Below are 10,057 nucleotides of genomic sequence, written 5' to 3' on the forward strand. Positions count from 1 at the left end.
TCGCCTATGATCTCGCATCCCGTCCTTGCTTTCCAAAGACTAGCGCCATGTTTACGTTAACGTAAAGTGCTGAATGATCGACTTTGGGTGTAGGCTCGGGGGATGTCAAAAAAACCTAGCAAGTGCTAGGTTGGTTTTTAGCCGCACGAGGGAATCATGGCCCCCGGCGCCATCCATTAACGAGGAGTGAAGGCATGGACTTTTCCCTTACCGAGGATCAACGGGCCCTGCAGCAGGCCGCGGCGGACTTCGCCCGTGCCGAGCTGGTCGACCACGCCACCGACTGGGACGCGCGCTCCCACTTCCCGGTGGAGGTGATCAAGCGCGCCGGCGAGGCGGGCTTCCTGGCCATCTATACCCCGGAAGCGGCGGGGGGGCTTGGGCTATCGCGACTGGATGCCTCGCTGATCTTCGAGCAGCTGGCCACCGGCTGTATCTCCACCACCGCCTACCTGACCATTCACAACATGGCCACCTGGATGGTCGCCAACTGGGGCGGCGCCAGCCTCCAGGAGGCCTGGCTGCCGCGCCTGGTAAGCGGCGAGGCACTGGCTTCCTACTGCCTCACCGAGCCGGGCAGCGGCTCCGATGCGGCCAGCCTGCGCACCAAGGCGGTTCGCGACGGCGATGACTATGTGCTCACCGGCTCCAAGATGTTCATTTCTGGGGCCGGGGCCACCGACCTGCTGGTCGTGATGGCCCGCACCGGCGGTCCGGACAGCGGTGCCGCCGGGGTCTCCGCCTTCGCCGTGCCGGCGGATGCCGCCGGCATCGAGTATGGCAAGAACGAGGAGAAGATGGGCTGGAAGAGCCAGCCCACCCGGCTGGTCAGCTTCGATGGGGTGCGGGTCCCGGCCACCCATCGCCTGGGCGAGGAGGGCGAGGGTTTCAAGTTCGCCATGAAGGGCCTCGACGGCGGTCGCCTGAATATCGCCAGCTGCTCCCTGGGGGCCGCCCAGCAGGCCCTGACCCTGGCTCGCGATTACCTGGGGGATCGCCAGCAGTTCGGTCGTCCCCTGAGCGCCTTCCAGGCCCTGCAGTTCAAGCTCGCCGACATGGCCACCGAACTCACCGCGGCGCGGCTGATGGTGCGGCATGCGGCCTGGCGGCTCGATCACGGCGACCCCGAAGCGACGGCCTACTGCGCCATGGCCAAGCGTCACGCCACCGACATGGGGTTTTCGGTGTGCAACGAGGCGCTGCAGCTGCATGGCGGCTATGGCTATATCAAGGAGTATCCCCTGGAGCGGCTGGTACGCGACACCCGGGTGCATCAGATTCTCGAGGGCACCAACGAGATCATGCGGGTGATCATTGCCCGGCGGCTGCTGGCCGACGGGGTGGTCGAGTCCCTGGCGTAAATCGTCACCGGGAAATCCGATACGATGGTGCCCTGATGGCCAACGAATCCAGCGAGGAGGGAAGATGAGCGACGAGGTGGTAATTTTCGAGGAGGTCCCGCTGCGCGGCGGGCGACGGCTGGGGGTGGCGCGGCTCAATGCGCCACGGGCCCTGAATGCCCTGTCCCGGGCGATGATCGAGGCCCTGGACCAGCGTCTCTCGGCCTGGGCCGAGGCCGATGATGTGGCGGCGGTCTGGCTGGAGGGGGCCGGCGACAAGGCGTTCTGTGCCGGCGGCGATATCGTCGCCCTCTACCGGGCCATCGGCGAGGGTGCGGAGGCGGCCACCGCCTTTACCAGTGACTACTTCAGCGCCGAGTATCGCCTGGATTATCGTATCCATGCCTACCCCAAGCCGGTCGTGGTGTGGGGCAACGGCATCGTCATGGGCGGTGGCCTGGGGCTGATGGCCGGCGCCTCCCACCGCCTGGCCACCGAGACCACCCGCATCGCCATGCCGGAGATCACCATCGGCCTCTACCCGGATATCGGCGCCAGCTGGTTCCTCGGACGCATGGCGCCGGGCATCGGCGCCTACCTGGGGCTGACCGGGGCCCAGCTCAATGCCCGCGATGCCCTCGACCTGGGGCTGGCGGATCGCCTGGTGCCCCGGGAGGCCCGGGAGGCCCTGCTGGCGGCCCTCGGCGAGGCGGACTTCGCCGCCGATGCGCCTGCCGCCGTGGTGGATGCGGTGCTCGATCGCTTCGAGGCCCGTGGGCAGGCGCCAGCGGCTCAGCTATGGCCCCACTTCGATCATCTGCAGTCGCTGACCGCCCGGGGCAGCCTGACCGAGGCAGCGGCACGCATCCTCGCGGACCCGAGCGACGATTCCTGGCTGGCCGCCAACCGCCAGCGCCTGGCCGAGGGCTGTCCGCTCAGTGCTCACCTGGCCTGGACGATGATCCAGCGCCATCGCCACGGCAGCCTGGCCCAGGCATTGCGCGAGGAGCTCACGCTATCGGTGCGCTGCTGCGTGGAGGGCGACCTGGGGGAGGGGGTGCGTGCCCTGCTGATCGACAAGGACAAGACCCCGCGCTGGTCCCATGCCGGCCTCGATCGGGTGCCCGCGGCGGAGGTCGAGGCCCTGCTGCGCCCCCTGTGGTCCGAGGAGAGCCATCCGTTGCGGGATCTCTAGGCTCGACACCCAAGCGTGTCCTTGGATCGGGACGCCGGGTTCTGCCCGGCGTCCCGTTTTGCCTCCCGGCGGGGGAAGGGGGCACAATTCGCGGCCTAATCGTTGACCGCGAGGCCCCATGTCCCCCTCCAATGCCCTGCTCCAGGCCCCCCTGGCTGCCACCCTGATTCGCCAGACCCTGCCGGTGATCGGCGGCATGCTGGCCATGCTTACCTTCAACCTGGTCGACGCCTGGTTTATCGCCCGATTGGGCACCGAGCCCCTGGCGGCGGTGGCCTTTACCTTCCCGGTGAGCTTTGCCGTGGTCAGCCTGGCCATCGGGCTGGGCATCGGTACCTCGGCGGTGGTGGGACGGCTGATGGGGCGTGGCGAGCGAGCCCTGGTGGCCCGGCGTGGCACCGATGCCATCCTGCTGGCCGCCCTGGCCGGGGGCCTGGTGACCCTGTGGGGGCTGCCCAGCATCGAGGTGCTGTTCGGGACGCTCGGAGCCGATGCCGCCCTGATGCCGTATATCCACGCCTATATGGGCGTCTGGTACTGGGGGGCGGCCCTGCTGATCGTGCCTCGGGTGATCAACAGCGTTCTGCGGGCCCAGGGCAACACCCTGGCCCAGGGCGTGGCGATGGCCCTGGCGGCGCTGCTCAATGCCTTGCTCGACTACCTGCTGATTTTCGGCATCGGCCCCTTTCCCGCCCTGGGGGTGGCCGGCGCGGCCCTGGCCAGTCTGCTGAGCTGGGGGGCCATGACCCTGGGGTTGCTCGCCTATCCTCCCCTGCGGCGGTGCCTGTCACTGCGTGACCTGGGACTCTCCCGGGTGTGGGAGTCCTGGCGGGCCCTGGGGCGGATCGCCGTCCCGGCCGCCATCACCAGCCTCTTCACGCCCCTGGCCATGGCGCTGGTAACGCGCATCGTCGCCGACCAGGGCCATCATGCCGTGGCCGCCTTCGGCGTCGGTACCCGGGTCGATGCCATCGCTCAGATCGTCGTGCTGGCGCTCTCCATGACCCTCTCGCCGCTGGTCAGCCAGAACCTGGGGGCCGAGCAGCCCGGGCGGGCCTGGCGGGCGATCCGTGGCTGCTTCGTCTTCGTGCTGGCCTGGCAACTGCTGGTCTGGGGCCTGCTGCAGCTCGTGGCGCCCTGGCTGACCGGCGGCTATGCCGACGAGCCGGCGGTGGGGGAGGTCCTGCGTACCTTCCTGTGGCTGGTGCCCCTGGGGTTGGGTGCCCAGGGCGTGGTGATCCTCAGTGTCTCTTCGTTGAATGCCATGCACCGGCCCCGGGCCGCCATGGGCCTCTCCCTGATACGCCTCTTCGGGCTCTTCGTGCCCCTGGCCTGGCTGGGCGGCCAGTTGGCCGGTCCCGTCGGTATCTTCACCGGCATGCTGGTCGCCAACCTGGCCATCGGGCTGATCGCCTGGTGGCGGCTGTGTCGCATCTGGCGACGGCGGCATGGGGGAGAGTCCTGGCGTTGAGAGGCGAGGGCCATTTGGGCTGGTGACCGGCGCGAGAGTGATCTACATTGATATGGAATGTCGATATTTTACTCTTGTGTGGAGATCATCATGAGCCAGACGACCCCCGTGACCTGGGACGACCCCTTCCGCCTTGTCGATCAACTGGATGGCGAGGAACGGATGGTCCAGCAGACCGCTCACGACTACTGCCAGGAGAAGCTGCTGCCCCGGGTCCTGGAGGCCAATCGCCACGAGATCTTTCACCGCGAGATCATCAGCGAGATGGGCGAGCTGGGCCTGCTCGGCGCCACCATCGAGGGCTACGGCTGCGCCGGCATGAACTACGTCAGCTATGGCCTGATCGCCCGGGAGGTGGAGCGGGTCGACTCCGGTTACCGCAGCGCCATGAGCGTGCAGTCGAGCCTGGTGATGTACCCCATCCACGCCTTCGGCAGCGAGGCCCAGCGCGAGAAGTACCTGCCCAGGCTGGCCAGTGGCGACTGGGTGGGCTGCTTCGGGCTCACCGAACCCGACCACGGCTCCGACCCCGGTGGCATGACTACCCGGGCCAGGCGCCAGGGCGACGACTGGGTGCTGAGTGGCACCAAGACCTGGATCACCAACGCGCCCATCGCCGATGTCTTCGTGGTTTGGGCCAAGGACGACGAGGGGGTCATCCGCGGCTTTATCCTCGACAAGGGCATGCCGGGCCTCTCGGCGCCCAAGATCGAGGGAAAGTTCAGCCTGCGGGCCTCCGTCACCGGCCAGATCGCCCTGCAGGACGTGGTGGTCTCGGATGATCAGCGCCTGCCCGGTGTCACCGGCCTCAGGGGGCCCTTCTCCTGCCTCAACCGGGCCCGCTTTGGCATCGCTTGGGGGGCCATGGGGGCCGCCGAGGCGTGCTGGCATGCGGCCCGGGACTATACCCTGGAGCGCCGGCAGTTCGGACGTCCCTTGGCCGCCAATCAGCTGATCCAGAAGAAGCTTGCCGATATGCAGACCGAGATCGCCCTCGGCCTGCAGGCGGCGCTGCGGGTGGGGCGGATGATCGACGCCGGTCAGCTGGTGCCGGAGGCGATCTCGCTGATCAAGCGCAACAACTGCGGCAAGGCCCTGGAGATCGCACGGACCGCCCGGGACATGCATGGCGGCAACGGCATCAGCGACGAGTACCATGTCATCCGCCATATGATGAACCTGGAGGCGGTCAATACCTACGAGGGCACCCACGATGTCCATGCGTTGATCCTGGGGCGCGCCCAGACCGGCCTGCAGGCCTTCTGCTGATTCCCATCCCGGCAAGGAGAACGCCCATGGCCGCTCCCCTGGAAGGACGCCTGGTGCTGGATCTGTCGCGGGTGTTGGCCGGCCCCTGGGCCGGTCAGCTGCTGGCGGATCTCGGTGCCCGGGTGATCAAGGTCGAACATCCCGAGCATGGCGACGACACCCGTGGCTGGGGGCCGCCCTGGCTGGAGGGGGCCGGTCCCCGGGAGGCCGCCTACTACCTCTGCGCCAATCGCGGCAAGCAGTCCCTGGCCCTCGACCTCTCACGCCCCGAGGGCCAGGCCCTGGTGCGCGAGCTGGCCGGGCGCGCCGATATCCTGCTGGAGAACTTCAAGGTCGGGGGCCTGGCCGCCTATGGCCTCGACTATGCCAGCCTCCAGGCGCTCAACCCGGGCTTGATTGGCTGCTCCATCACCGGCTTCGGCCAGGATGGCCCCTACGCCCGCCGCGCCGGCTACGACTTCATGATCCAGGCCCTGGGGGGGCTGATGAGCCTCACCGGCGAGCTCGACGGCATGCCGATGAAGACCGGGGTGGCGATCACCGACGTGATGACCGGGCTCTATGCGGCGGTGGGGGTGCTGGCGGCCCTGGACGAGCGCGGCCGCACCGGCGTGGGGCGGCATATCGACGTGGCCCTGCTCGATGTGCAGGTGGCGACCCTGGCCAACCAGGCCCTCAACGCCCTGGTCGGCGGCCAGGATCCTCGGCGTCACGGCAATGCCCACCCGAATATCGTGCCTTACCAGGCCTTCGCCTGCGCCGATGGTCACCTGGTGTTGACCGTGGGCAACGACACCCAGTTTGCGCGGCTGGCGCGCCTGCTGGGGCGGCATGAGTGGGCGGAAGACGCGCGCTTCGCCACCAATGCGGCCCGGGTCGTTCACCGGGAGCGACTGGTACCGGCCATCGCCGAGCTCCTCGAGGGGCGCCCCCGGGACGCCTGGTTGGCCGACTTCGAGGCCCACGCCATTCCCGCCGGGCCCATCAATACCCTGAGCCAGGCCTTCGCCGATCCCCAGGTGCGCCACCGGGGCCTGCTGCGTCGCTTCGAGCGCGACGGTGGCGAGGTGCCCCAGGTGGCCTGTCCGCTGTTCTTCGACGGGCGCTCGGCCACCGCCGAGGCGCCGCCCCCGGCCCTCGGCGAGCACAGCGAGGCGTTGCTCGCCGAGCTGGGGCTCGCACCGGAGCAGATCACCCGGCTGCGCCGCGAGGGGGTAATCCGTTAACGAGGCGAGAAGCGCCGCTGCAAGCCGGTCTCGGCGATCATCCGGGTGGAGATCTCCTCGATGGAGAAGCGGGTGGTGTCGATATAGGGGATATGCATCTGCCGGTAGAGGGCCTCGGCCTGCTGGACCTCCTGGGTGCACTGGTCGATGGAGCAGTAGCGACTGTTGGGACGCCGCTCGCTGCGGATCGCCGACAGGCGCCGCGGGTCGATGGTCAGGCCGAACAGCTTGTGGCGATGGGGGGCCAGGGAGCGGGGCAGCTTGAGGGTGCCATCCTCGTCCTGATCGTCCTCGGTGAGCGGATAGTTGGCGGCACGAATGCCGAACTGCAGGGCCAGGTAGAGGGAGGTGGGGGTCTTGCCGCAGCGCGAGACGCCGACCAGGATGACGTCGGCCTTGTCGTACTGGTGGGTGCGGGCGCCGTCGTCGTTGTCCAGGGCGAAGTGCACCGAATCGATGCGATTCATGTAGACGGCGTCATGGCCGATGGCGTGGGTGCGTCCCACCGTGTAGGTGGAGTGGGTGGCCAGCTCCTCCTCCAGGGGCGCCAGGAAGGTGGAGAAGATGTCCACCTTGAAACCGGGGGCGGTGCTGATGATGCTGCGAATCTCCGTATCGACGATGGTGTCGATGACGATGGGCTCCTCGCCATCGCGCACCGCCGCCGCCTCGATCACCGCCACCAGGGAGCGGGCCTTGTCGGGACTGTCGATATAGGGCTTGGTGACCATGCGGATCTCGACGTTCTCGAACTGGGCCAGCAGGCTGCGGCCCAGGGTCTCGGCGGTGATGCCGGTGCCGTCGGAGATAAAGAAGGCGGTACGGGGCATGTCGGGGTCTCATGGCGGACAGTTGACCCGATTGTCCCGGCTCGCGGCGCCGGCGGCAACTACAGGAATCGCCGAAAAAGGGCGGTTGTTGTAAAAAACCTTCAGTGACTTCGCTGTTAGACCAATGGCGAAGGGAGGCCGGCGTTGGTAGGGTGGGGCCCTCTAGTCAAGGTGCCCGCTATCCGGGCGTCGCAAGGAACAAGGGGGTCGCGTGGAAGAGTACATTCTGTGGTTCGATCAACTCGGCATGGACGATGTCGAACGCGTCGGCGGCAAGAATGCCTCCCTGGGGGAGATGATTTCCAACCTGGCCGGGGCCGGCGTCAGCGTGCCCGGCGGCTTCGCTACCACCGCCCATGCCTATCGCGAGTTTCTCGCTCATGAGGGGCTCAACGAGCGTATCAACGCCGCCCTGGCGACCCTGGACGTGGACGACGTGACCGAACTGGCCCGGGTCGGCGCCGAGATCCGCCAGTGGGTGATCGACACCCCGCTGCCGCCGACCTTCGAGACCCACCTGCGCGCCGCCTATGAACAGATGCTCGCCCAGCACCCCAGCCTCAAGGTGGCGGTGCGCTCCTCGGCCACCGCCGAGGACCTGCCGGACGCCTCCTTCGCCGGCCAGCAGGAGACCTTCCTCAATATCGAGGGCTTCGACAATATCAAGCGCGCCGTGCACGAGGTGTTCGCCTCGCTGTTCAATGACCGCGCCATCTCCTACCGGGTCCACCGGGGCTATGCCCACGAGAACGTGGCCCTCTCCGCCGGTGTGCAGAAGATGGTGCGCTCCGAGACCGGCGCCAGTGGCGTGATGTTCACCCTGGACACCGAGTCCGGTTTCCGCGATGCGGTCTTCGTCACCGCCTCCTGGGGCCTCGGCGAGACGGTGGTGCAGGGCGCCGTCAACCCGGACGAGTTCTATGTCCACAAGCCGACGCTCGCCGCCGGCCGCCCGGCGGTGCTGCGTCGCAACCTGGGCTCCAAGCTGATCAAGATGGTCTACACCGAGGATGCCAGCGCCGGCAAGTCGGTGGCCACCGTGGATGTGCCGCTCGCCGAGCGCGGCCGCTTCTGCATCAATGACGACCAGGTGATGGACCTGGCCCGTCAGGCGGTGATCATCGAGCAGCACTACCAGCGGCCCATGGATATCGAGTGGGCCCTGGATGGTGACGACGGCAAGCTCTACGTCGTTCAGGCCCGCCCGGAGACCGTGGTCTCCCAGCAGGAGGGCGGCAAGCTGGAGCGTTTCCAGCTCAAGGAGAAGGGCCGCACCCTGGTCACCGGTCGCGCCATCGGGCAGCGGATCGGTCGTGGCGCGGTGAAGGTGATCCTCTCCCCGGAAGAGATGGACAAGGTCCAGGAGGGCGACATCCTGGTCACCGACATGACCGACCCGGACTGGGAACCGATCATGAAGCGTGCCTCGGCCATCGTCACCAACCGCGGCGGGCGCACCTGTCACGCGGCGATCATCGCCCGGGAGCTGGGTATCCCGGCGGTGGTGGGCTGCGGCGATGCCACCGAGGTGCTGGCGGAGGGCCGCGAGGTCACCGTCTCCTGTGCCGAGGGTGACACCGGCCACGTCTACGAGGGACTGCTCGACTTCGATTGCCGCACCTCCAGCGTCGACGCCATGCCGGAGATCCCCTTCAAGATCATGATGAACGTGGGCAATCCGGATCGCGCCTTCGGCTTCGCCGGCCTGCCCAATGCCGGGGTCGGTCTGGCGCGGCTCGAGTTCATCATCAACCGCATGATCGGCGTGCACCCCAAGGCGCTGCTGGACTACGACACCCTGCCCCTGGAGCTGCAGCAGACCATCGATGCCCGCACCGCCGGTTACGATGATCCGGTGAGCTTCTACGTGGACAAGCTGGTGGAGGGAATCAGCACCCTGGCCGCCGCCTTCCATCCCAACCGGGTGATCGTGCGCCTCTCCGACTTCAAGTCCAACGAGTACGAGAACCTGATCGGCGGCAAGCTCTACGAGCCCGGTGAAGAGAACCCCATGCTCGGCTTCCGGGGCGCCTCCCGCTACATCTCGGATGCCTTCCGTCCCTGCTTCGAACTGGAGTGCCGGGCGCTGAAGCGGGTCCGCGACGAGATGGGCCTGGATAACCTGGAGATCATGGTGCCCTTCGTGCGCACCCCCGAGGAGGCCCGCCAGGTGGTCGAACTGCTCGCCGACAACGGCCTGAAGCGTGGCGAGAACGGCCTCAAGGTGATCATGATGTGCGAGCTGCCGGCCAATGCGCTGCTCGCCGAGGAGTTCCTGGAGCACTTCGATGGCTTCTCCATCGGCTCCAACGACCTGACCCAGCTGACCCTGGGCCTGGATCGCGACTCCGGCATCATCGCCCACCTCTTCGACGAGCGGAATCCGGCGGTGAAGAAGCTGCTGGCCATGGCCATCGCTGCCTGCAAGGCCCAGGGCAAGTACGTGGGCATCTGTGGCCAGGGCCCCTCCGACCACCCGGATCTGGCCAAGTGGCTGATGGAGCAGGGCATCGACTCCGTCTCCCTGAACCCGGACGCGGTGCTCGAGACCTGGTTCATGCTGGCCGGCGAGACCCTGGAGTAAGCCTCACCGCCCCGATGCGTCGGGCACCCCAAGAGGCCCCGGGGGCCCCGGCCGCCCGGGCCCTTCCCGGTCGGGGTGGCCCCTTTCTCCCCGGGGTGGCCCCTCCCCCCAAGCTGTGGGTCTTTCCCTTTCTGTAAAAAGG

General features: G+C 67.7%; 7 protein-coding genes. 6 read left to right on the forward strand and 1 reads right to left on the reverse strand.

Translation table 11 applies throughout. From position 1 onward, the window contains the following. The first annotated feature begins 194 nt into the window (after positions 1-194). From IHD13_RS16525 to IHD13_RS16545, 5 genes are all read left to right on the forward strand, one after another. Complete coding sequence (locus IHD13_RS16525) at positions 195-1,361, forward strand: acyl-CoA dehydrogenase family protein (protein ID WP_195862140.1); 1,167 nt, start codon at positions 195-197, stop codon at positions 1,359-1,361. A gap of 64 nt (positions 1,362-1,425) precedes the next feature. Beyond that, positions 1,426-2,535 (forward strand): enoyl-CoA hydratase/isomerase family protein, encoded by a 1,110-nt coding sequence (locus tag IHD13_RS16530; RefSeq protein ID WP_195862141.1) that lies wholly within the window; start codon positions 1,426-1,428, stop codon positions 2,533-2,535. Positions 2,536-2,653: 118 nt separating this feature from the next. Further along, a complete protein-coding gene (locus tag IHD13_RS16535; RefSeq protein ID WP_195862142.1) occupies positions 2,654-4,006 on the forward strand; it encodes an MATE family efflux transporter in 1,353 nt (450 codons plus the stop codon). A gap of 90 nt (positions 4,007-4,096) precedes the next feature. Beyond that, a complete protein-coding gene (locus tag IHD13_RS16540) occupies positions 4,097-5,275 on the forward strand; it encodes an acyl-CoA dehydrogenase (RefSeq protein ID WP_195862143.1) in 1,179 nt (392 codons plus the stop codon). Positions 5,276-5,301: 26 nt separating this feature from the next. After that, positions 5,302-6,501 carry a CaiB/BaiF CoA transferase family protein gene (locus IHD13_RS16545; protein WP_195862144.1) on the forward strand — a complete coding sequence of 400 codons (1,200 nt, stop codon included), beginning with the start codon at positions 5,302-5,304 and terminating at the stop codon, positions 6,499-6,501. Here IHD13_RS16545 and ppsR read toward each other — a convergent pair. Then, a complete protein-coding gene (ppsR, locus tag IHD13_RS16550) occupies positions 6,498-7,331 on the reverse strand; it encodes a posphoenolpyruvate synthetase regulatory kinase/phosphorylase PpsR (RefSeq protein WP_195862145.1) in 834 nt (277 codons plus the stop codon). The two genes, IHD13_RS16545 and ppsR, sit on opposite strands and share 4 nt — an antisense overlap. 211 nt (positions 7,332-7,542) lie before the next feature. Here ppsR and ppsA point away from each other — a divergent pair, with 211 nt between their 5' ends. Next, positions 7,543-9,915: a phosphoenolpyruvate synthase gene (gene ppsA, locus IHD13_RS16555; RefSeq protein WP_195862146.1), complete on the forward strand. Its 2,373-nt coding sequence runs from the start codon at positions 7,543-7,545 to the stop codon at positions 9,913-9,915. Positions 9,916-10,057: the final 142 nt, after the last annotated feature.

It is taken from the genome of Halomonas sp. 328 (assembly GCF_015645095.1).
Lineage (GTDB): Bacteria > Pseudomonadota > Gammaproteobacteria > Pseudomonadales > Halomonadaceae > Bisbaumannia.